Origin of the sequence: Virgibacillus halotolerans (genome assembly GCF_016908515.1) — a bacterium.
Classification (GTDB): domain Bacteria; phylum Bacillota; class Bacilli; order Bacillales; family Amphibacillaceae; genus Virgibacillus_M; species Virgibacillus_M halotolerans.
The window spans coordinates 41,522-64,265 of record NZ_JAFBEA010000015.1 but is presented as its reverse complement, the minus strand read 5'-3'; the positions used below and the strand labels follow the sequence as shown (position 1 = coordinate 64,265).

Sequence of the window (22,744 nt, the reverse complement as noted above, 5' to 3'; positions counted from 1 at the left end):
GTTAATATAAGTTGAATGTATGATTCTATCATAGCCATTGCTTTCCATGCAGGCGCTCGCTTTCCACGGGCGACTAATGAGCTTTCTTGAGCTAAAGCTCTGCGGGGTCTCATCGAAGCCTTTTTTCGAGGTCACTGAAAAAGTGGTAGATTTTAAAAAAATTGCTTTTCACCTTAATCTAGCAACTCGAATATACGGAGACTCCAGCGGGAAGTAAGAGATCGACGAGACCCCGCAGGACGGTAGTCCGAGGAGACTCGACACTCGCCCGCGGAAAGCGCAGTATATTCGAAGATGCGATGGTGGATCCGCATATTATAGTGCTATATTTAACTTTTTCAGTGGCTTCGCTTTTTTCCCGCTGGAGTCTCGCGCCTACACTCCAATCAATAGGTGCTAATTTTTAAAATGGCTTACCAGCGCTAAATTCTTTAGTTCAACTTATATAGAGTAATATTTTGATGAAAAGGGTGATTATTTTGAAAGAGAAACTGAAAACTTATCGATTTCCGCTCATTTTACTAGCTTCTATACTTATCGGATCTATTGTTGGACTAACTTTTGGTGAAAAAACAGGTGTCATCAAACCTTTCGGAGATATCTTTTTAAATCTCTTATTTATGACTGTTATACCGCTTGTTTTCTTCTCTATATCTTCTGCCATTGCAAATATGGACAGTATGAAAAGACTTGGTAAAATCATGGGATCGATGATGACTGTTTTTATCATTACGGGGATTATCTCTTCTGCCTTTATGTTATTTGCAACCATATTATTTCCCCCAGGAGCTGGTGCAGATATCCAATTAGAAACACCAGACGAAGTGGAAGATGTTGCATTGTCCGAACAAATCGTTAACACGTTTACTGTACCGGACTTTGTCGATCTATTCTCTCGTGAAAACATGCTCGCATTAATTATATTTGCTGTCTTAATCGGGTTAGCAACAGGGCTTACTGGTGAACAAGGACGCCCCTTTACAAAATTCCTGACGAGCGGTTCAGAAGTATTTATGAAACTGATTCAACTCATTATGTATTACGCTCCGATTGGTTTAGGTGCTTATTTTGCTGCCTTAATCGGAGAATTCGGTACAGAATTACTCGGCGATTACGCCAAAGCAGTGCTTATTTATTATCCTGTTTCGATTTTATATTTTGCCTTTGGGTTTACACTGTATGCTTTTATCGCAGGAGGTAAAAAGGGTATATCTCACTTCTGGAAAAACATTCTTGCCCCAGCAGCAACTGCACTTGGAACGGGGAGCAGTATTGCGACCATTCCCGTTAATCTGCAGGCAGCGAAAAAGATTGGTGTTCCCAAGGATATTCGGGAGACAGTGTTACCACTTGGGGCAACGATACATATGGATGGTTCCTGTCTTGCAGCGATGTTGAAAATTGCTTTTGTGTTCGGCGTGTTTAATATGGATTTCACAGGTATAAGCACATTTCTAACGGCTATTGGAATTTGTTTATTATCGGGCATTGTAATGAGCGGAATTCCTGGTGGTGGTTTTATCGGAGAAATGATGATTATTACATTATATGGATTGCCGATTCAAGCATTACCGGTTATTTCCGCAATCGGTGTCGTTGTTGATCCGCCTGCAACAATGATTAATTCAACGGGAGATACGGTTTCAAGCATGCTTGTTACAAGGCATTTAGACGGAAAAGATTGGATGGAAAACGCAGAAGTCGAAGTGTAATGATGAGGGGAAATTATATCATTCATCTGATATGGAGAGACACAATTAGATTTGTTCTAAATGTGTCTCTTTGTCATGAACTGTTATATATATATTAGATATAAAGTATAAAAGAGGTTTTCTGAAAGTATTATAGAATAGTGTAAATAGTTAAAATAAAAAAGCGGGAGGGAATTCTATGGAGAACACCATTTGGTCTCTGGTTCCACCGTTATTGGCAATCATTATGGTATTGCTGACAAAGCGGGTGCTCGTGTCATTAGGTGTTGGTATTGTTGCTGCTGCATTTTTTATCGCTAGTTTTAATGTGTTTGATTCGCTGACCTTGGTTTGGGAGTCTTTTAAAGGTGTCTTTGTCGAGGACGGGGCATTGAATACTTGGAACGTGTATATTTTACTATTCGTGTTAATGCTCGGTGTTTTAACAGCATTTGTCAGCATGATGGGTGGTACAAAAGCGTTTGGAGATTGGATGATTCGGCATGTGAAGACAAGAACCGGTGCACAAATTATGACCATGGTGCTTGGAATCATTGTGTTTATCGATGACTATTTTAACAGTTTGACAGTTGGTCAAGTAAGTAAGCCAGTAACGGACAAACATCGGGTATCACGGGCAAAACTGGCTTATATTGTCGATGCCACTTCTGCGCCGGTATGTGTCATTGCACCGATTTCCAGCTGGGGCGCTTATATTATCGGGATACTAGGAACCATTCTGGTCACACAAAATGTTACGGAATACACGGCGCTCGGAGCGTTTATTGAACTCATACCGATGAATTTTTACGTTTGGGCGACTTTGGGTATGGTGTTGGTGATTGCCCTGAAACAGGCTGACTTCGGGCCAATGAAAGTACATGAAGATCGTGCATTCAGGACGGGGGAAGTACTCGATCCGAATAAAAAGGAGAATGTGGATGCGAACGCCAATTTACCTGTGAGTGACAGTGGGAAAATAAGAGAACTCGTAGTTCCGATTGTAACTTTGTTTGTTGCGACACTTATTACGATGTTTTGGACAGGATACGGAGCTGTTGAAGGGGAAAAAACATTTATCACCATCTTTGGGGAAGCAGATGTGTCTAAGTCGCTGTTATATGGTGGGATTATCGGTTTAATTGTTACGTTTTTATTTTTCCGTCGCCATATTGGTAAAGGGAAACTTACGGGAAAGCATTTTGGAATCGGCATCGTCGAAGGTGCGAAGTCAATGTTGCCGGGATTCACCATTTTGATTTTCGCTTGGGCGATTGCCTTTTTAATTGGTGAATTGAAGACAGGGGAATATTTAGCAAGTGTTGTTCAATCAGCAAATTTAAGTCTAACACTTTTACCTGTGATTGTTTTCATTATGGCAGGGTTTATTGCTTTTGCAACAGGAACATCGTGGGGATCCTTTGGCATTCTGTTGCCAATTGCCGGTCAAATTGCTGGAGCTACAGATATCAATTTGCTATTACCGATGTTAGCAGCAGTACTAGCTGGAGCAGTGTTTGGTGATCACTGTTCGCCAATCTCAGATACAACAATACTTTCTTCTGCGGGATCAAGCTGTCACCATATTGATCATGTGACTACCCAACTGCCTTATGCGTTGTTGGCAGCGTTTATCACTGCAATTAGTTATGTGGTGCTTGGACTAACTGGAAGTGTGTGGCTTGGTTTGTTAACGGTGGCTATCAGTTTGGCTGTGCTTTATATCGTATTAAAGAAACCAAAAGAGATAGAAAAACTAGAGGAATCGATTGCAAAATAAGGTTTCGTCCATTGTTTAATGTTACTAATGAAGGTAAACGCTGCTTTTCTTTCCTTTTTAGATATAGTGCTTGCGTGTTCCTTCGGTAAGTTCCCAGATTTTTTTTTGATAAACAATTGCAAATTTTAAATCTCTGATTTATACTTGAATAAGTAATGTGAAATGGCATTTCATTAAATGAAACGGAGGACAGGAAATGACCTTTGTGTCTGACAAAGTAAGCAGTTTACCACCTTATTTGTTTGCTGCGTTTCAAAAGAAAAAATTGGCATTGGAAGAACAGGGAGTAGATGTCATTGATCTAGGCATTGGAGCACCTGATTTACCTGCACCAGATTTCGTTGTAGAAGAGCTGGCAAAAGCCGCACGTATTCCTGCAAATCATCGATACGCTACTTATAGCGGCAGTCCTTTGTTTAGAGAGGCAGTGGCAGACTTTTACAAAAGCCATTATAGCGTAGATATTGATCCAAATACAGAAGTACTTGCGCTAATTGGATCAAAGGAAGGGATCTCTCATCTGATTCAGGCGGTTATTAATCCGGGTGACGCTGTGATGGTGCCGGATTTATCTTATCCGGTTTATCGTTCAGGTGTTCATTTAGCCGGTGGAGAGGCAATCCAGCTACCACTCGATAAAGATAATGGCTATGTACCGATGTTTGAAAAAGTTGCTGCAGTAGATTTAAAGCGCGCCAAGTTGATGTTTTTAAACTATCCAAGTAACCCAACAGCAGCAACCGTAGATTTAAACACTTTTATGGAAGCGATTACAATTGCTAGGGGAAATAACGTCCTACTGGCACATGATGCTGCATACGATTTGATCACATTTAATGGCTATAAAGCGCCTAGCGTGATGCAGGTCCCAGATGCAAAGGATCACGCGGTTGAATTTGGTTCCTTGTCTAAAAGCTTCAATATGACTGGTTGGCGCATTGGTTATGTTGTTGGGAACAAAGAAGTGATTAAAGCATTGTCCACGTTAAAAAGCAATGTAGATTCATCGCAGTTTCTCCCTATTCAAGAGGCTGCCGCCATGGCGTTGAATAGTGATCTATCTGCGGTAGAAGCAAATTGTCTGATCTATACAGAAAGAATGGAAAAATTACACAAAGCTTTACAGGAAGTGGGCATAGACGCAGAAAAGCCAAAAGGAACTATATTTATGTGGGCAAAAGTGCCATCTGGATATAGTTCTAGCGCATTTGCCAATAAATTATTAGATGAGGCTGGGGTGATTGTGACACCGGGAACGGCATTTGGTCCGTCTGGAGAAGGATTTTTTCGGATTGCGTTATCTGTACCGATGGAGCGTTTAGAAGAAGTAATCGACCGCTTAAAGCAATTGGATTTAAAGGGGCTGACAACTTGAATCAAGCACATGTAACGGCGACAAAGATGACGGCTGCCGAAGCGATTGTAGCCTGTATGAAAAAAGAAGGTGTCAGCAAGATTTTCTGTGTTCCTGGAGAGAGTTATTTGCCTGTTCTAGATGCCTTGTATGGTGAGCCTTCGATGGATGTTGTTTCCAATCGACATGAAGGGGGAGCGGCATTTATGGCGGAGGGTTATGCCAAGGCTTCACTCAAACCTGGTATTGTTCTCGCAACACGGGCGGTTGGCGGTGCAAATCTATCCATTGGTGTTCATACCGCCTATCAGGATTCTACGCCGATGATTGTATTTTTAGGGCAGGTTCATCGCAAATTTAGGGGCAGGGAAGGTTTCCAGGAGGTAGAGTTGGATCGTTACTTTCAACATATTGCCAAGTGGACGGTAGAGGTAACAGATCCGGAAAGAATGCCGGAAATGGTGCAGCGTGCATTTCGTATTGCCCAGTCTGGCCGACCGGGACCAGTAGTTGTTTCTCTGCCGGAAGATGTGTTGCCGATGGAGGCAGAAATGCATTTCGGTCCGGCTTTTCAAAAACCAAGACCTGTACCAGCGAAGACAGAAATAGAACAGATAGCGTCCATACTCAATACCGCGAGAAAGCCGCTTATAATCGCGGGTGGTGGTGTGAAAAGTTCGGGGGCCGAAGATGGGTTACTGCAGTTTGCCGAAAAATATGATTTACCTGTTATCGCTGCATTTAGAAGGCATGATGTTTTTCCGAATGATCATGGATTATATGCCGGTCATCTTGGGTTAGGCACAAGTAAGGAAGTGCTGAAAACGGTGAGCGAGTCTGATGTTGTTTTAGCTTTGGGAACAAGACTTTCCGAAGTGACAACACAGGATTATTCGATCATGACACCGGATAAAAAACTGATTCACATTGATATTGCTTTCGAAACGATCGGTAAAGTATATCCTCCGGAGGTTGGCATCGTTGCAGATCTGAAGGGGGCATTACAAAGCCTCTCTACGATGGATATAACGCCTGTCTGGAAAGCGTGGGCAGAAGAAAGTCGGCAGCGATATGAAATAACGAGTGACTTAACCGTTTCTACAACCGATGGGATAAATAAACAAGTGATTGCTATCATGGATAAAAAACTTCCCAATGATGCGCTCATCACCAATGACGCTGGTAATTTTGCCGGATGGCTCCATTCCTTCTACACGTTTCGCGAAAAGCATACGTATGTCGGTCCTACTTCCGGTGCAATGGGATATGGGATGCCTGCAGCATTAGGTGCGAAGCTTGCTTTTCCGAATAAAACGGTCGTGTCTTTATCCGGGGACGGTGGGTTCATGATGACCGTTCAGGAATTGGAAACAGCGGTCAGAAACAATATTCCTGTCATATGTCTTGTATTTAATAATAAAATGTACGGTACGATCCGGATGCATCAGGAAATGCATTATCCAAAGAAGGTTATGGCAACAGATTTAGGTAGTGTTTCCTTTAAGGATTTGGCAAGGAGTGTTGGTGCGGACGGATACGTGGTTAATACGGTGGAAGGTTTCGAAAGTGCCTTTGATCAAGCACTAACAAACAAAAGGGTAGCAGTCATTGAAATTGAAACCAATCAGGAGCAAATTTCTGTTTCTTCAACGATTACCCAGTTACGTGATCGTTCAATGAAGCAAATTTAAAATATTTAGGGGAGGTATTTTTTTATGACACAGATTACATTGCAAACAAACAAATTGGCAAATTTTATTAATGGAGAATGGGTAGAAGTAAACGAAGCTACAGCAGTAGTAAATCCGGCAACAGGTGAGACGGTTGTCCAGGTTCCTTTATCGGGTTCAACCGATGTGGATGAAGCAGTTGCTGCAGCAAAAAAGGCACAAAAAGAATGGGCATTGGTACCAGCTCCACAACGGGCGGAAGTATTGTACCAGGTTGGCTATTTATTGAAGGAACGCAAAGAGAGAATGGCACAGTTATTAACGCAAGAAAATGGGAAAGTAATTGAAGAAGCACGTGGTGAGGTACAGGAAGGTATTGATATGGCCTTTTATATGGCTGGGGAAGGACGGCGTCTATTCGGGCAAACAACACCAGCTGAATTAAAGGATAAATTCGCGATGAGTCAGCGTTGTCCCGTTGGGGTTGTTGGCATTATTACGCCATGGAACTTTCCTATCGCGATCGCTACATGGAAGTCATTTCCAGCTATTGTGGCAGGAAATGCGGTTGTTTGGAAGCCAGCTACAGAAACACCAATCATGGCATATGAATTGGCTAAGATTTTTGAGGAAGCGGGACTGCCTAAAGGTGTATTGAATGTTGTGTATGGTAGAGGATCAACTGTTGGCGACGCGATGGTTCAACATGAAGGAATTCGGGTGATATCGTTTACCGGATCTGGTGACACTGGTCGGAACATTGCAAGTGAATGTGGCAAGCAATTGAAGAAGGTTTCTCTGGAGATGGGCGGTAAAAACGCAATCATTGTCATGGACGATGCCGATATTGATCTTGCAGTGGAAGGCATTCTGTGGAGTGCCTTTGGTACAAGCGGACAGCGCTGTACAGCTTGTAGCCGCGTGATTGTTCATGAAAAAGTGAAAACTTCATTAGAAGAACGTTTATTAGCAGCGATGGAAAAACTATCGATTGGAAATGGCTTGGATGAATCTATCAAAGTTGGTCCAATTATAAATCAAGCAGGTATGGATAAGATTAATAGTTATATGGAAATTGGTAAAAATGAAGGCGCTAAATTGCTTGCAGGGGGATACGAATATACAGAGGATGTTGATCAGGGAGGAAACTATTTCGCTCCAACTTTGTTCACGGATGTTACAGCAGATATGCGGATTGCACAGGAAGAGATCTTTGGTCCGGTAGTATCTTTAATTCCGGTAAAGAGCTTTGAAGAGGCAATCGACGTAAATAATGGCGTCGAATATGGACTTTCCAGTTCGATTTATACGAGTGATGTGAATCGTGTGTTTAAGGCACAGCGGGATCTGGATACAGGGATTGTGTATGTCAATGCAGGTACATCTGGTGCAGAGATCCATCTGCCATTTGGCGGAACCAAAGGAACAGGAAATGGACATCGTGATTCTGGTGTGCAGGCTTTAGATGTATTTACAGAATGGAAAGCCATTTATGTGGATTACAGTGGCAAACTGCAACGTGCACAGATTGATGTGGAGTAATTTAGTGAATTTCCAGTGCCATGATGAGGATCATGGCACCGGGATAAATATAGCAGGGGCTTGCATAATTTATACAGGGAGTGGATGATATGAAGATTGGTGTATTAGGTTCAGGTTTAATGGGGAAAGAAGCTGCACGTGATTTGGCGGCAAGTGAAGGGGTAACAGCAGTCGGATTAGCGGATATTGATTTAAAGCGCGCGCGTCAAGTCTGTGATCAACTAGGCGACTCAAAGCTCACAGCCTATCAGGTGAATGCGAGTGATGAGCAGGAATTGGCAAACTATATGCGTCAATTTGATGTGATTATTAATGCTTTGTTTTACTCCTTTAATGAAGTTGTGGCGAAAACAGCGATTAAGGTCGGCGTAAATTCTGTTGATCTTGGTGGCCATATTGGGCATATGACAGATAAAGTATTGGCACTTCAGGACAAAGCAAAGGCTGCAGGTGTTACCCTGATACCTGATCTGGGGGTCGCACCAGGCATGATCAATATTTTGTCCGGACATGGGGCAGGCAAGCTGGATCAATTAGACGCGATTAAATTGTATGTCGGTGGTATACCAGTGCGACCAGACGCTCCATTGGAATACAATCATGTATTTTCAATGGAAGGCGTCTTTGATCATTATACAGATCCCTCGCTCATTATCCGTAATGGCGTGAAACAGGAAATTGCTTCCTTATCAGAAATAGAGCGGGTTTATTTTGATAAATTTGGTCCGTTGGAAGCATTCCATACATCAGGCGGAACATCCACATTATCTTTATCCTATCCGGATTTGAATACATTGGAATATAAGACGATTCGTTTCCCGGGACATGCAGAAAAATTTCAATTGTTGGTTGATTTAAACTTAACGCGAATGGATTATGAGGTAGATGTCCATGGACAAAAGATCAATCCACGGGAGGTTTTATTGCAAGTACTGGATCCAATTGTAGAACTCGGTGATAAAGATGATGCGGTATTATTGCGTATTCTCGTATCTGGTGAAAAAGATGGGGTGCCAACAACCTATAAGTATGAAATGACAACATACAAAGACAGAGGAACGAATGTTACAGCGATGGCAAGGGCAACTGCCAATACCATATCTGTTGTGGCACAAATGATTGGAAAAGGAGAGATCACCAAGCGCGGAGTATATCCACCAGAACAAATTGTCACAGGAGAAACCTATATCAAAGAAATGGAAAAACGTGGCGTGAAAATTATAGAAACAGCGCAATCAGAGAAAACACATGTTAATATATAGATGAAGCGGGTCAGTCCCCCACCACGCTAATATGTTAAAGTAGTAGTGTGATGGGGGACTGACCCCCAAGTAAGGAGCTAAACAACATGAACCAGAGTGTGATCAAGGCGATGAAGTTACTTGATTTATTTACAGAAGGAACACCTGAACTAACATTAAAGGAAATCTCCGCGAAGGCTAATATGCCAAAACCTACTGCATATCGTCTGCTATCTGCATTGGAATCCAGTAATATGTTATATAAAACGAAAGAAAACGAGCATGATAGCCGGTATCGTTTAGGATTAAAATTACTGGAATTGGGACAAATTGTTTCAGAGCAAATCGAATTAAGGGAAATTGCACTGCCGTATATGGAACAATTAGCGGAAGAGATTAACGAAGTCATTCACTTGGTTATTATTAATCAAAATGAAGCGACTTATATTGAAAAGGTTGAGAGTACAAAAGCGCTTCGCTTATTTACCAAAATCGGTAAAAGCGTCCCACTATATATGGGTTCCGGTCCAAAGCTGTTGCTCGCCCATTTATCAGAAGAAAAACAAGAGGCGGTTTTGAGCGCTGACAATCTCCAATCATTCCACAACCACCCACCAGTGGATAAAGATAAATTAAAAAAGGAATTAGCAATGATTCGGCAAGCAGGGTATGCTTATAGTATCGGCGAACAGGACGCAGACACGACTGGTATTTCTTATCCCTTATATGATTATCGAGATCAAATGATTGCTGCATTAACGGTGAGTGGTTTGTCGAGTTATTATGAGGGGGAAGGTCTGGAACGCATAAAACGTTCTACTGCACAAACCGCACAAAGGATATCCGAAGAATTAGGCTATCGAAATTCAGCCACACAGCTGATAGAGGGGAATTAGTCATGATGAATACTGTTTTTATTGCTGGACACGCCAGATTACCGTCTGGCATGGCGGCGCAGAATATGTATGAAACGTTAACGATCACCGCAGAAATTGATAAAAAGTATGGCGTCATTGTGAATGCAAGCTGTACGCTTGCGACGCTGCACGGCAGAGAATTTGTCCAGCAACTGCTAAGGGGTTACAGTCTACGGGATGGCATTGAAACACCAACAAAAGAGATTAAAAACCATTATTTTGGTAAAGCAGGCAACGCATTGGCTTCCGCCTTGAAAGATTTGTACAAGCAATATGAAGCACATCAAAAGTAACCCCAACCATTTTTAGGCAGGGGTTATTTGCTTTGTTTGCAGACGCAAAAATAAAATTGATTTATCCATCCAACCCGACAGATATAAACTTTTTCTCAAGGAATTCATCCATGCCATGATGTCCGCCTTCTTTACCAACACCGGATTGTTTGATTCCACCGAATGGCGCTTCCGGAACCGATGGAAAAACATCATTGACTCCAACAATTCCGTATTCTAACTTTTCCGAAGCACGAATTGCACGGTTGGTATTTTCTGTGAAAATATATGCCGCCAAACCATAATCCGTATCATTCGCTTTTCGTAATGCTTCATCTTCATCGGTAAATGTTTGTACAGGAATAATTGGTCCAAATGTTTCTTCGTTCATAATTAGCATATTATCGGTAGCACCTGATAGAATGGTTGGTTGATAGAAATGACCATCAAGATTCCCCTCCCATTGACTACCACCATAAACAACCTTTGCCCCATTTTTAACTGCGTCATCTAAATGGGCTTGCACTTTTTCAAAAGCCTTTTCATTAATGAGTGGTCCCAATTCTACATCATTACCTAAACCGGAGCCAATTTTCATTTGGGCTACTTTATCCTTTAACATGGATGTAAATGCATCGGCAATTGATTCATGTACATATAAGCGGTTTGTACAAATACATGTTTGCCCATTATTTCTAAATTTACTACCTAAGACGAGTGTCGTAGCTTTGTCGATATCTGCATCGTCAAATACAATACTTGGTGCATGACCACCAAGCTCCAATGATAACTTTTTCACATGTTCGGAGCTTTCCCGCATTAAATATTTACCAACTGCAGTGGATCCTGTAAAAGTAATCAACCGCACATCCTTATTTGTGAGCATTTCATTCCCGATTGCTTGTGCATCACCAGTAACTAGATTAACAACGCCATTTGGCATGCCGGCTTTCGCAAAAATCTTCACAATTTCAATTGCCGAAAGTGGTGTTTCTGGTGCAGGTTTTAGTACAGCTGTACATCCTGCTGCCAAGGCTGGGCCTAACTTCCTTGTAATCATCGATGCTGGGAAATTCCATGGTGTGATAGCGCCGATAACCCCAACAGGACGGGGTATGACAAGTAGTCGTTTGGATTTTGTTGAAGAGGGAATCCATTCGCCGTAACCGCGACTCGCTTCCTCTGCATACCATAGTAAGAATCCGGCGGCACCTTTTACTTCGCCGACAGCTTCTTTTAATGGTTTACCTTGTTCTAATGTAAGTATTTCCCCTAAACGATCTGCATCCTCCGTCATGAGCTCAGCAGCTTTGTATAAAATACGTGATCTTTCCCGTCCAGTCATTTCACTCCAGACTGGAAAAGCAGTGGATGCTGCTTCAATGGCGGATTTGGTTTCACTTGCCCCACCATAAGCCACATCTGTGAGGCGCTCAAGTGTAGCAGGATTGTACACTGTTACTGTTTTTTGACTATCCATGTCTTTCCATTTACCATCAATAAAGATACTTTTTGTTCGTTTTTCAAACAAGATAAATCCCTCCTCTTCTAACAAGAATAACGCACCTTGCTAAGACGTTTCAATTGACAGGCTTGCGATGTGTCCTTTTTATTTATCAAAAAATAATGTAGTACAATAAGTTCATTATTTTTCCCAAGCTGGCAGTGTGCGGTCTAGTTGTTTATCTTTCCGATAGCCCAATACGTATTCTGCCTGCATGACAGTGTGAATTTCTCTTGTGCCTTCATAAATGACGGGAGCCTTTGAATTGCGTAGATAACGTTCAACAGGGTACTCATCAGAATAACCATATGCCCCGTGCACTTGTACAGCATCATTCGCAGCTTGGTTGGCAAAGTCACATGCCTGCCATTTGGCAAGAGATGTTTCCCTTGTGTTTCGTATTCCTTGGTTCTTTAATTCCCCTGCACGGTAGACGAGAAGGCGGCTCATTTGCCATCCGGCTTCCATTTTAGCAATCATTTGCTGGACGAGCTGATGTTTCCCAATTGATTTACCAAAAGTTTCCCGCTCATGACAATAGTTGACACTTGCTTCCAAGCACGCCATAATTTGCCCGACAGCGCCTGCTGCAACGGTAAAGCGACCATTATCTAATGAGGCCATGGCAATTTTAAAACCTTCTCCTTCTTCACCAACAAGATTTTCTTTTGGCACTTTTACCTGATCGAAAAATAGTTCACCAGTATTACCGGAGCGAATACCCAACTTGCCTTTCGTCGCCTTAGAAGAGAAACCCTCCCACGTTCTTTCAACGATAAACGCTGAGATTCCATGATGTTTTTTTGCTTTGTCTGTATAGGCAAAAACAAGGAAGTTGTCAGCTGTGTCACATAATGAAATCCATGTTTTTTGTCCGTTTAAAATATAATGGTCGCCATCTTTTACTGCCGTTGTTTGAAGCGCAGCAACATCAGATCCAGCACCAGGTTCTGTCAGTCCAAATGCGCCAATTTGTTCACCCTTTGCTTGTGGAACAAGATATTTCTGTTTTTGTGCTTCTGTTCCCCATTGGAGGATCGACATACTGTTTAATCCAGTGTGGACAGATACAGCGGTACGGAATGCGGTGTCTCCGCGCTCCAGTTCCTCACAAACAATTGCCAATGCATTATAATCCATGCCGCTACCACCATATTCTTCCGGGATACAAACGCCCATTAAGCCGAGTTCAGCAAGCCTTGTGAGGATCTTGGGATCAAATTTCCCTTTCCGATCCCAGTCGGCGATATTTGGCATGATTTCCTTATCTGTAAAATTTCTGACCGTTTGACGTAGCATTTCCTGTTCTTCAGTAAAATTAAAATCCATGTATAACATCTCCTTATTTTTTATTTACTTTGATATACCTAAGTGTTTGCGTATTTCATCGTTATGTTCACCTGGGTCAGGTGGGTGGTGCCTGACTGTAACAGGTGTACGGGATAGCTTTAGCGGACTGCCGATCATTTTGATAGATCCTGCAGTAGGGTGCTCATCATCAATAAACATATGTCTTGCCTGCAGTTGTGGATCCTTGGCGACTTCTGCAATATTTTGGATGGGACCACACGGTATGTTGTTTTCTTGGCATTTTTCCTGCCAGTAAGCAGTTGGTTTGGTAGAGAAAACCTCCTGTAGCAAGGGAACAAGTATATCTCGATGTTTCACTCGATCCGGATTTGTTTGAAATCGTTCATCAATTCCATATTCGGGTTTACTTAAAACTTTTGACAGTGCCTTAAACTGATTATCGTTTCCAACTGCAATTACCATTTGACCGTCTGACGTTTGGAAAGTTTGGTATGGAACAATATTGGCATGATGGTTGCCTAAAGGTGTTGGTACTTTTCCCGACATTAAATAATTACTCCCGATATTAATGAGTGAGCTGACGGCCGTGTCGTACAGGGAAATATCCAGTTGCTGTCCTTTTCCGGATAAGCTTCGCTCCAACAACGCACCTTGAATCCCAATACATGCGTATAACCCGGTCAAAATATCTGTGATCGCGACACCCACTTTTTGCGGACCGGATGTTTCATCCCCAGTAATGCTCATAAGCCCACTCATTGCTTGAATGATAAAATCATAGCCGGGCATATCCTGATATGGTCCAGTTTCACCGAAGCCTGTGATTGAGCAATACACGATTTCCGGATTAAGCGCGGCTAATGTTTCATAATCCAGTCCGAATCGCTGCATGGTACCGGTTTTAAAATTATTAATAATGACATCGCTTTCAACTACAAGCTTTTTAATTAGCTCAATCCCTGCGGCAGATTTCAAATCGACAGTGATGCTTTTTTTATTTCGATTTGCAGATAGGTAATAGGCGCTAACGTCATTTTGGAAGGGGGGACCCCATTTTCGCGTTTCATCACTTCCGCCAGGGGCTTCCACTTTAATTACCTCTGCACCAAGGTCACCTAAAATCATTGAACAATACGGACCAGCAAGGACGCGGGATAAATCAAGCACTTTCATATTCTCTAATGCACCAGACATATTCTTTCTCCTTTCTAAAGCATTTTTGTTTTCTCCTGTTTGATAAGGTCGGGCGAGCAGGCAATAAAAAAGCCAGTTCAAATAAATTACAGGACGTCTGTAATTTAAAATGAACTGGCTTATACCTGTGGACTCAGATCTGGATTGGACCTGTAAACAGATTAGGCAGTATAATAGATTCTGAAAATTGATCATGTGTAATTAAACGCTGTGACGTTTTTACATGATTCACTATTTCCAGTATAATATAATCTGAATAATATGTAAATGTTTTTGGTCAAAACTTTTCTACGTTTGGTTAATCCGGTGTTACAAAAGTGCCCATAAAAGTTTTTGATACATCAACAGACTGTGTCAAATTCATCATTAATTGCTCGTTTTCTTCATTTTCCTGCACACGATCTAAAACCTCTTCATAGTGAGATTGATTGCGGAAGACAGATTGGCCCAGGAAGACCTGTTCATCCGGCTTTAGTTCAACCAAATCCAATATTCCTTGACAGCCATTCTTCCCCTGTAGATCTTCTGCCCGGTAAATTTGATCTTCCAATGCACCGTTATCCAAGAATATTTCTTTTAATTTATCATTCGTTTCAAGGAAAGTCTTTATATTGTTTTTGCCTACCCGATATAAGTAAATTACTGTATACATTTTTCTCCCCCTATATTCCCTTATCGTACTACATTCGATATAAAAAGTGAAAAATCCTTCATAAATCGAGGGAAATTTTTCACGCTGATGCGATTAAAAGGGGAGAATGGGAGAATTACACAAAACTATGGTCAAACACCCCAAATAACCCATGCTAATTGGGCTGCATGAGCTATAGGGCTATCAATCTATTTTGCTGCCTTTTGTAGCTTGTTAATCATCTTCAGCGCTCTTCCTGTTCCAATTGCAACGGACTCAAGTGGATTAGGAGCAAGGTGAACGGGGACGATAATTTCATTTGCCAGCCATTCCTGCATTCCATTTAAAAGAGAACTGCCACCTGTTAAAACAATTCCGTGATCGACAATATCACCACTTAATTCAGGTGGACAATTTTCTAATGTAGCACGGATGGCTTCTAATATTTTAGCGAGTGATTCTTTTAAAGCAGTATGAATTTCTGTCGATGTAACAGTAACTGTCTTTGGCAAACCTGAAACCATGTCACGTCCACGCACTTCCATGGATGCTTCTTTATGATCAGCGTTGGCATAGCCGATTTCTATTTTAATATTTTCCGCGGTGCGTTCCCCAACTAAAATATTATAATTTTTTCGGATATATTGAATAATCTCTTCATCCATCTGGTCGCCACCAACACGCACAGAATTGCACGATACGATACCACCAAATGAAATAATACCTACTTCTGACGTGCCGCCACCGATATCGACAACAACATTTGCGACAGGTTCTTCCACCGGTAAATCCGCTCCAATTGCCGCTGCAACGGGTTCTTCGATAAGGTGAACCTGTTTTGCACCATAGCTTGTTACAGCATTATGAATCGCACGTCGTTCTACGGAAGTACTTCCTGACGGGGTGCACACGACTACAACCGGTTTTCTCATAGATGAACCAATTGTTTTACTTACCTTTTTTAAAACGGCCTTCAACATTTGTGCTGTAACATCATAGTCAGCAATCACGCCATCCCGTAAAGGACGTATGGGAACAATGTTTTGTGGTGTCTTTCCGATCATTTCTTTCGCTTCTGTACCAACCGCAATTACTTGCTTTGTATTAACATCAATAGCCACAACACTCGGCTCATTTAAAACAATTCCTTTTGTTTTTGAATATATAAGTATATTTGCAGTACCTAAATCGATACCAATTTCTGCAGTAGAAAACATTTTTTAAGATCCTCCAATGATGACAAATTTCTATCTATCTCAACGGCGTTACGAATACACCTGCCTTTTAAAAGCAGATGAGAGTGCCGCCAAGCTTCGAATATAAGTACAGTTAAGTTTCAAATGGCTAGTGGACTAATTTGACGACGTTTTGTGCGTCGAAACCCCATTTGAATTCAGTATTCCTTAAAGCAATTCTATTTTTTTGTGATTTTTTGGGGGTAGTTATACAAGATACATAATTTGGTATATTGTTGTAACACTACCTTATTAATTGAGATCAATTTGTGAGCTTGCTATTGTTAAAAATAAAGCATACACCTATGAAAAGGCAAGTAACAATTCAGTTACAAATTTGCTTCTTTGTAACAAAAGTCCTTCAAAAATAATGCTGTCAATAGTAATTTCTATGCATTTATTACCAGTAGATGGAGCTTTTTCCTATATACCCTGTTTCAGCCTTTTCTAAACATGTTTAATAGATAAGGTTTTTTCATATTTTCACAGTGAAAAGAGGTCTGTGGATCTAGATTGGTAAAGCATGCCATAATTATTACAAAAAACACGTGCTATGATAATTTTGCAAAACAAAAAAACCAAAGGAGAGTGTAACAACATGTTTAACAAAATAGGTATCGTCACGGCGTTATCAACTGCTTTATTAGTAGGTGGAGCTTTTCAATCCCCTGTAGATGCGTCAGCAAAAGCTGAACCATCACATGTTCAGTCATATAAAGTCTTTTATTCTGTGGGTGGTCAGTCTGGGAATATTTCAGAGGATCAGATAAACAATCTATTAAATGATTGTTTAGGCAAATTCCAAATCGATTGGAAAAAATCGAGTGAGAATAATCCGCAACCAGAGCAAAAAGAACAGCCTAATGCTGAAACAGCAGAACAACCGGAACAGCAGGCACAACCAGAACCAATGAAAAATGAGCAGCCTGCTAAGCAGGAACAAACTGAACAAAAAGAGGCTCCTGTACAACAACCAGCTCAAGAACAAGAACAGAAAGAACAAAAGCAAACAGAATCACAAGATATTAGTCAATTTGAACAAGAAGTTGTCGACTTAACCAACCAGGAAAGAGAAAAACAAGGTCTTGATCCGCTAGAAGTTGACGCTGAACTAAGTAAGGTAGCACGTGAAAAATCGAAAGATATGGCGACAAACAACTACTTTGACCATAATAGCCCTACATATGGTTCGCCATTTGATATGATGAAGCAATATGGTATCTCATATAGTACAGCAGGAGAGAACATTGCCAAAGGGCAACGTACACCTGCAGAGGTTGTAGATGGCTGGATGAACAGTGAGGGACACCGCGAGAATATTTTAAATGGTAGCTTTACACATATTGGTGTAGGATATGTGGAACAAGGAAACCATTGGACACAACAATTCATTGGCAAATAAGGAATAGATAATGAGAGACGAGCAGCTGCTCGTCTCTTTTTTTTAGGATAATAAAGTATAAACGAAGGGGGATCTAGTCCTTGTTGCACCTTTCTTTTAGAGAGGAAGGTTACCTTAGATTATCATGGATGGTCGCGGAAGGTAGTCGACTCCAGCGGGAAAGCACGTGTCCGAAGACCCCGCAGAGTGGTTTTCTTGAGGAGACTGAGGCCGTGCCCGCGGAAAGCGACTACCTGGAGCAGACATCTTACTTGAATGGGGGGCCATAAGAGCCGAGTGACCTTCTTGGTTTTTCTGCCTTTTTTTGACTATATGCTTCATGATTATTGATTTTGTTGTAATCCGAACTTGTTATGTTTGCTACTTCCAGCAATATCGTTTATATTTTGGATAAATATATCATAATCCAAAAAGGCGTTTTGGGTTAGGATGTTTTTTAATGCCTTTTTGTATTATTCATAAGTATGCTTAAAAAGTCACATTAGCATGAGAATGAAGCAATTTTAGTAAGAAATCATATACTGGTTTAGACTAGGATTACGTTCTAAATACCAACAGCGCATAAAAACGTAGTGATATAATGCTCTAAAATAAAAGAACGAAGAAAATAGTTGAATTGAGGTGGTAGCGGTGGTACAAGGAGCAGCAAATTGGAACACGGAACTGACGGAGGAATGGCTACAAAATTATGTGGATGATTGGGTAGCATTTTATCGAAAAATGACTTCGGACGGGAAGGTAGCATCCTATATCCCAATCCTAGAGGAAGCAAATCAAAATCATCTTGGTATTACGATTATGGGGAATAATGGGATGACCATTCGTTCGGGTGATACGGATATTCCATTTACAATTCAAAGTATATCAAAGGTAATCAGTTTTATAGTTGGTTGTATGGAGCGTGGTGTGCAATATATGCTTGATCGCGTCGATGTGGAGCCTACAGGTGAGGCGTTTAACTCGATCATGCATTTGGAAATGAAACAGTTGAAAAAGCCTTTCAATCCATTTATTAATGCAGGTGCAATCACCGTAACTTCTATGCTAGAAGGGAATACATCCGATGAGAAGCTAAAACCTATCATCGATCTGATGGAAAGGATGTTTGGCTATCGTCCAGCACTTAATGTTGATGTATATGAATCAGAAAGAGATTCATCTATGCGTAATCGTGCCATCGGCTATTATTTATTAGAAACAGGATTTCTCGAATCAGATATGAATATTACTTTAGAAACGTATTTTAAACAATGCTCCATTGAAATTACGATTGATGATCTTGCCAAGTTCGGCATGATTTTGGCCAATGATGGGGAAGATCCAAATTCTCAGGAAGAAATTATTCCTCGACCGATCGCTCGGATTGCTAAAGCATTAATGCTGACATGCGGCATGTATGATGCCTCAGGTAAATTTGCTACATATGTGGGAATACCTGCTAAAAGTGGTGTCTCTGGAGGAATTATTGCAGTATCTCCACCTAGAGTCCGTGAAGAGGAACTGCCGTTTCTTGATGGTTGTGGTATTGGTGTGTACGGACCGGCCCTGGATGAGCAAGGGAACAGTGAGGCTGGTATTCGCTTATTAAGGCATATCGCGAAACAATGGGATTTAAGTATCTTTTAAAGTGGACAAAAAAATTTCATATAAGTATGCTTTTTTTTGCTTAATAGCGGACGAGTTGCTTATAATGTAATTAATCATATGAAAAGTGGGGGAAGCATAATGGGAAAACGTAAATTACTGATTGGTATGGTAGCAGGTGCTGTTGTAGGAGGATTAGTTACCTTATTCGATAAAGAAACAAGAGTATATACAAGTGGTAAACTTTCTGGTGTAAAATCAGGTATATCTTATGTTACTAAAAACCCATCGGAGGCAGTTCATCAATTGCAAGAAACATTCGATGCAATTAGTGAAAAGTTCACGAGTGGGACGGAAAGTGCAATCAATGCATTAGATCAAGTACAGCAAACATTAGGTAAGGTGGAGAATAAAACAGAGGTAAAAGAAATAGAATAAGACAATCACTGTTTCTGGATAAAGAAAGGAGTATTGTTGTGAATAAGCCGAAAGCCTTTGGAAAACAGGTATTTCAACGGATTATGGAAGATGATATCTTTGGGCGAGCTGCACAACTTGCATACTTTTTTCTGTTATCCCTTTTTCCTTTTTTATTATTCTTATTGACATTGATTGGCTACTTTCCTATCGATGAGCAGTCCGTTATCGATTTAATTGCTACATATGCACCAGCGCAAATTGGAGATCTACTCCATGCGAATATCGATCTTTTGGTGAACCAACAGAATGGTGGATTGCTATCCATTAGTATCATTGGAGCCCTGTGGGCGGCATCCAATGGTGTTAATGCATTAATACGGGCATTTAATAAGGCATATGGAGTGAAAGAGGACCGCTCATTTATTGTTGCTAGGTTAATTGCAATGGTCTTAACAATCGCCATGGTGGCGATTATCATTATTGCTTTTTTACTGCCTATTTTTGGTCGAATGATCGGTATTTATTTATTTTCTTTATTTGGCCTGTCAGCAAACTTTATTGCAGTGTGGGAAACTTTGCGCTGGCTCATTTCCTCCATTATCTTTTTTATTGTGTTTTTGGCGTTATATAAATTGGCACCAAACGCGAAGGTAACGTTTGGAAAAGTTATTTGGGGTGCACTTTTTGCGACAGTATTTTGGCAACTGGTGTCATTGGGGTTCTCCTACTATGTAAGTACCATGGGAAACTATTCAGCAACGTATGGTAGCTTAGGTGCGGTAATTGTACTGATGATCTGGTTTTATATTTCGGGAATTATCATTATGATCGGTGGCGCAATCAATGCCACGATCAAGCAGACATAGGGAAAGAAATAAGGTGCTCCGAATTGGAACGCCTTATTTTAACAGTCTTAATCCATTTAAAATAACGAGGATTGTACTCCCTTCATGACCAATCACTCCAAGTGGTAAATCAAGGACTTGCAAGAAATTGGTAAGAATAAGCATCACAATAATACTCAAAGAAAAAATGACATTTTGTTTTACAATCTTATTCATTCGAGCAGATAGAAGCGTCGCATCTGTAATTTTGGATAGATCATTTTTCATTAAAACAACATCGGCTGTTTCTAACGCGACATCTGTACCTTCTCCCATGGCAATCCCCAGATTTGCACTTGCTAAGGCAGGCGCATCGTTAATACCGTCTCCAACCATGGCAACATTTTCGTACGTCTTCTTTAATTGTTTGATTTGGTTCACTTTTTCCTCTGGTAGACAATTAGCAATATACTTTCCGATACCAGCTTCTTTTGCGATGGCTTTCGCAGTAATATCATTATCACCAGTAAGCATAATGGTTTGTATACCCCGTTTGTTCAACTTGTGGATTGCCTGCTTTGTGTCTTTCCTTATCGTGTCTTTCAATGCGAATAAAGCAACAATTTCGTTTTGCCTCTTTACAAAGACAATTGTCTTACCTTGTTCAGCTAAGACTTGAGCGATCCTATTACAAAATCTATCGGCAAGCGCCTGATCAACAAATCCACTTTTCCCAATTTTCCATGTTTCATTGTTTACGATTGCCTGAACACCACTTCCGCTTAAATTCCTCATATCTGTTATTTCAATGGTGTTGGGCTCTGTATCTTGCGCTTCGCTGTATATTGTAATTGCTTGGGCTAATGGATGGGTGGACTCATTTTCAATTGCACCTGCAATTGCCAGGATCTCCTTTTTATCATGATGCTCGCTAAAGTAAGCATCGGTAACAATCGGCTTTCCATTAGTCAATGTCCCAGTTTTATCAAAGGCGATCGCTTTGACATGGCTTAAATTTTCAACATGCATCCCACCTTTAAAAAGGACGCCGTTTTTAGCGCTATTTGATATGGCTGATAAGGTAGGGGGCATGATGGAAGCTACCAATGCGCATGGAGACGCGACAACAAGTAAAATCATGGCTCGATAAATACTATCAGCCCAAGTCCAGCCAAAAACAAAATATGGTAAAAACATCATGATAACAACCGCAATTAAAACAATTTTTACATAAGAGGATTCGAACTTTTCGATAAATAACTGTGAAGGTGATTTTTCATCTTGTGCCGATTGAACGAGTTGGATGATTTTTTGGAATAGCGTTTCGTTGGTCGGCTTTGTTATTTTTATCGTAATGGATCCGTTAAGTGCAACTGTACCAGCGTAAACATTCTCACTGTTATATTTGTTCACTGGGATGGATTCACCAGTGATGGCACTTTCATCGATTGCTGTAGCACCTTTGACAATCATCCCGTCAGCAGGTATCCGTTCGCCCGCACGAACCAGGATCATATCATTTATGTTGAGACGTGCAACCGGGACAATTTCTTGAATGCCGTCTTTTATCAGCAAAGCTTCTTCTGGTTGCAGGTTCATAAGAGCAGCTATTTCTTTATTACTTTTGTTCAGTGTATATGTCTCAAGCGCACCGGATAGGGCGAATATAAATATAAGTATGGCGCCTTCTGTCCAATAACCAATGGCAGCTGAACCAATCGCAGCAAAAATCATCAGCATTTCCACATTTAATGTTTTGTCCGCAATCGTTTCTGTGATTCCTTCTTTTGCCTTTGCGTAGCCCCCGATGGTAAAGGCAATCAAATGAAGAACAATCCATAGAGAGCGTGGAATATAAGGCGTTAATGCCCATGTTGTCAAAATGATGAGCCCGCTCATTAAAGCAGCAATTAATTCCTTGTGTACCAGTATTTTTTCTATTTGAAATGTCTTTCTAAAGGTATAAAAATGGATTGTTTTTGTGATGGTGCTCATTACCTATCATCCCCTTATTATTTGTTTATGTATAATAGCTATTAATACCTATTTATAATGATTATAATCTGATACTGATTATTATGTTACCATGTTTGTAATGAAAGTCAAGAACAATTTTAATAGCATGTCAGTTGTTTTCTCCCATTTATATGTGAAAATAGTAACAGATGCGGA

The 22,744-nt window shown here is 40.8% G+C and carries 18 protein-coding genes; 12 read left to right on the top strand and 6 right to left on the bottom strand.

The genetic code is table 11. The annotated features are described in order from the left end of the window. Positions 1–479 precede the first annotated feature (479 nt). The 8 genes from JOC34_RS21395 to JOC34_RS21360 all read left to right on the top strand — a co-directional run bounded on the left by JOC34_RS21395 (position 480) and on the right by JOC34_RS21360 (position 10,488). A complete protein-coding gene (locus JOC34_RS21395) occupies positions 480–1,712 on the top strand; it encodes a dicarboxylate/amino acid:cation symporter (protein WP_205138836.1) in 1,233 nt (410 codons plus the stop codon). Between the two features lie 178 nt (positions 1,713–1,890). Beyond that, the gene (locus JOC34_RS21390) at positions 1,891–3,471 is read left to right on the top strand and encodes a Na+/H+ antiporter NhaC family protein (RefSeq protein WP_205138835.1); all 1,581 of its coding nucleotides are present in this window, start codon (positions 1,891–1,893) and stop codon (positions 3,469–3,471) included. 196 nt (positions 3,472–3,667) lie between these two features. Continuing rightward, entirely contained in the window at positions 3,668–4,846 is a 1,179-nt protein-coding gene (locus tag JOC34_RS21385) for an LL-diaminopimelate aminotransferase (RefSeq protein WP_205138834.1), read from the top strand. A gap of 26 nt (positions 4,847–4,872) precedes the next feature. Then, on the top strand, positions 4,873–6,516 hold the full coding sequence (locus JOC34_RS21380) for a thiamine pyrophosphate-dependent enzyme (RefSeq protein WP_205138850.1): 1,644 nt from the start codon (positions 4,873–4,875) through the stop codon (positions 6,514–6,516). A 24-nt stretch (positions 6,517–6,540) separates the two neighbouring features. Next, entirely contained in the window at positions 6,541–8,037 is a 1,497-nt protein-coding gene (locus JOC34_RS21375; RefSeq protein WP_205138833.1) for an aldehyde dehydrogenase family protein, read from the top strand. A gap of 71 nt (positions 8,038–8,108) precedes the next feature. Continuing rightward, the gene (locus tag JOC34_RS21370) at positions 8,109–9,299 is read left to right on the top strand and encodes a saccharopine dehydrogenase family protein (protein ID WP_338062706.1); all 1,191 of its coding nucleotides are present in this window, start codon (positions 8,109–8,111) and stop codon (positions 9,297–9,299) included. 86 nt (positions 9,300–9,385) lie between these two features. Further along, a complete protein-coding gene (locus JOC34_RS21365; RefSeq protein WP_205138831.1) occupies positions 9,386–10,174 on the top strand; it encodes an IclR family transcriptional regulator in 789 nt (262 codons plus the stop codon). Positions 10,175–10,179: 5 nt separating this feature from the next. Beyond that, a complete protein-coding gene (locus JOC34_RS21360; protein WP_205138849.1) occupies positions 10,180–10,488 on the top strand; it encodes a DUF3870 domain-containing protein in 309 nt (102 codons plus the stop codon). A 61-nt stretch (positions 10,489–10,549) separates the two neighbouring features. Here the strand turns inward: JOC34_RS21360 and JOC34_RS21355 are convergent, their stop codons facing one another. From JOC34_RS21355 to mreBH, 5 genes are all read right to left on the bottom strand, one after another. After that, positions 10,550–11,947, bottom strand: coding sequence for an NAD-dependent succinate-semialdehyde dehydrogenase (locus tag JOC34_RS21355; protein WP_205138848.1), 1,398 nt, complete (start codon positions 11,945–11,947; stop codon positions 10,550–10,552). 165 nt (positions 11,948–12,112) lie between these two features. After that, positions 12,113–13,300, bottom strand: coding sequence for an acyl-CoA dehydrogenase family protein (locus JOC34_RS21350; RefSeq protein WP_205138830.1), 1,188 nt, complete (start codon positions 13,298–13,300; stop codon positions 12,113–12,115). Positions 13,301–13,324: 24 nt separating this feature from the next. Continuing rightward, positions 13,325–14,476 (bottom strand): CaiB/BaiF CoA transferase family protein, encoded by a 1,152-nt coding sequence (locus JOC34_RS21345; RefSeq protein WP_205138829.1) that lies wholly within the window; start codon positions 14,474–14,476, stop codon positions 13,325–13,327. Between the two features lie 298 nt (positions 14,477–14,774). Then, positions 14,775–15,128, bottom strand: coding sequence for a DUF1428 family protein (locus tag JOC34_RS21340; RefSeq protein WP_205138828.1), 354 nt, complete (start codon positions 15,126–15,128; stop codon positions 14,775–14,777). A 188-nt stretch (positions 15,129–15,316) separates the two neighbouring features. Further along, the gene (gene mreBH, locus JOC34_RS21335; RefSeq protein WP_205138827.1) at positions 15,317–16,324 is read right to left on the bottom strand and encodes a rod-share determining protein MreBH; all 1,008 of its coding nucleotides are present in this window, start codon (positions 16,322–16,324) and stop codon (positions 15,317–15,319) included. Positions 16,325–16,940: 616 nt separating this feature from the next. Here mreBH and JOC34_RS21330 point away from each other — a divergent pair. The 4 genes from JOC34_RS21330 (at position 16,941) to JOC34_RS21315 (ending at position 20,614) form a co-directional block, all read left to right on the top strand. Next, positions 16,941–17,744 carry a CAP domain-containing protein gene (locus JOC34_RS21330; protein WP_205138826.1) on the top strand — a complete coding sequence of 268 codons (804 nt, stop codon included), beginning with the start codon at positions 16,941–16,943 and terminating at the stop codon, positions 17,742–17,744. A 630-nt stretch (positions 17,745–18,374) separates the two neighbouring features. Then, positions 18,375–19,370: a glutaminase gene (locus tag JOC34_RS21325; RefSeq protein WP_205138825.1), complete on the top strand. Its 996-nt coding sequence runs from the start codon at positions 18,375–18,377 to the stop codon at positions 19,368–19,370. 99 nt (positions 19,371–19,469) lie between these two features. Continuing rightward, positions 19,470–19,766 carry a YtxH domain-containing protein gene (locus tag JOC34_RS21320; protein ID WP_205138824.1) on the top strand — a complete coding sequence of 99 codons (297 nt, stop codon included), beginning with the start codon at positions 19,470–19,472 and terminating at the stop codon, positions 19,764–19,766. 38 nt (positions 19,767–19,804) lie between these two features. Beyond that, entirely contained in the window at positions 19,805–20,614 is an 810-nt protein-coding gene (locus tag JOC34_RS21315) for a YhjD/YihY/BrkB family envelope integrity protein (RefSeq protein WP_205138823.1), read from the top strand. 33 nt (positions 20,615–20,647) lie between these two features. On the opposite strand, the gene JOC34_RS21310 is transcribed toward JOC34_RS21315, so the two are convergent. Continuing rightward, positions 20,648–22,567: a heavy metal translocating P-type ATPase gene (locus JOC34_RS21310; protein ID WP_205138822.1), complete on the bottom strand. Its 1,920-nt coding sequence runs from the start codon at positions 22,565–22,567 to the stop codon at positions 20,648–20,650. Positions 22,568–22,744: the final 177 nt, after the last annotated feature.

Excerpts from the sequence above, each read along its gene's own strand:
- JOC34_RS21345 (WP_205138829.1), bottom strand. The coding sequence starts at position 14,476 with ATGTCTGGTGCATTAGAGAATATGAAAGTGCTTGATTTATCCCGCGTC.
- JOC34_RS21365 (WP_205138831.1), top strand. The coding sequence starts at position 9,386 with ATGAACCAGAGTGTGATCAAGGCGATGAAGTTACTTGATTTATTTACA.
- JOC34_RS21375 (WP_205138833.1), top strand. The coding sequence starts at position 6,541 with ATGACACAGATTACATTGCAAACAAACAAATTGGCAAATTTTATTAAT.
- JOC34_RS21380 (WP_205138850.1), top strand. The coding sequence starts at position 4,873 with ATGACGGCTGCCGAAGCGATTGTAGCCTGTATGAAAAAAGAAGGTGTC.
- JOC34_RS21390 (WP_205138835.1), top strand. The coding sequence starts at position 1,891 with ATGGAGAACACCATTTGGTCTCTGGTTCCACCGTTATTGGCAATCATT.
- mreBH (WP_205138827.1), bottom strand. The coding sequence starts at position 16,324 with ATGTTTTCTACTGCAGAAATTGGTATCGATTTAGGTACTGCAAATATA.
- JOC34_RS21340 (WP_205138828.1), bottom strand. The coding sequence starts at position 15,128 with ATGTATACAGTAATTTACTTATATCGGGTAGGCAAAAACAATATAAAG.
- JOC34_RS21360 (WP_205138849.1), top strand. The coding sequence starts at position 10,180 with ATGAATACTGTTTTTATTGCTGGACACGCCAGATTACCGTCTGGCATG.
- JOC34_RS21310 (WP_205138822.1), bottom strand. The coding sequence starts at position 22,567 with ATGAGCACCATCACAAAAACAATCCATTTTTATACCTTTAGAAAGACA.
- JOC34_RS21355 (WP_205138848.1), bottom strand. The coding sequence starts at position 11,947 with ATGGATAGTCAAAAAACAGTAACAGTGTACAATCCTGCTACACTTGAG.
- JOC34_RS21350 (WP_205138830.1), bottom strand. The coding sequence starts at position 13,300 with ATGGATTTTAATTTTACTGAAGAACAGGAAATGCTACGTCAAACGGTC.
- JOC34_RS21320 (WP_205138824.1), top strand. The coding sequence starts at position 19,470 with ATGGGAAAACGTAAATTACTGATTGGTATGGTAGCAGGTGCTGTTGTA.
- JOC34_RS21385 (WP_205138834.1), top strand. The coding sequence starts at position 3,668 with ATGACCTTTGTGTCTGACAAAGTAAGCAGTTTACCACCTTATTTGTTT.
- JOC34_RS21330 (WP_205138826.1), top strand. The coding sequence starts at position 16,941 with ATGTTTAACAAAATAGGTATCGTCACGGCGTTATCAACTGCTTTATTA.